1 protein-coding gene is annotated in these 249 nt (G+C 70.3%); it reads right to left on the bottom strand.

Annotation, left to right across the window (positions count from 1 at the left end; all coding sequences use genetic code 11):
• Positions 1-249, bottom strand: a 249-nt coding sequence (locus AC0MA3_RS26650) for a response regulator transcription factor (RefSeq protein WP_474658371.1), incomplete at both ends; no start/stop codon positions are given.

Raw genomic sequence — 249 nt, 5'->3', positions numbered from 1 at the left:
CGGCGCAGCAGCAGGTCGAGCAATTCGGTTTCACGCGCCGACAGCGTCAACCGCTGGTCGCCGACCCAGGCGACGCGGGTGTCGAGGTCGAAGCGCAACGCCCCGCACGCCAGCGCATTGCCGAGGTAGCCGCCCTGCCGGCGCAACACCGCGAGGATGCGCGCGTGCAACTCGTCCGGGTCGAACGGCTTGACCAGGATATCGTCGGCACCGTCGTTGAGGCCGCGGATGCGCACATCGACGCCGCCG

The organism is Paenibacillus sp. LS-5, assembly GCF_056121505.1.
Note: the sequence above shows the minus strand (reverse complement) of the source record. Positions and strands in the feature narration are given on the sequence as shown.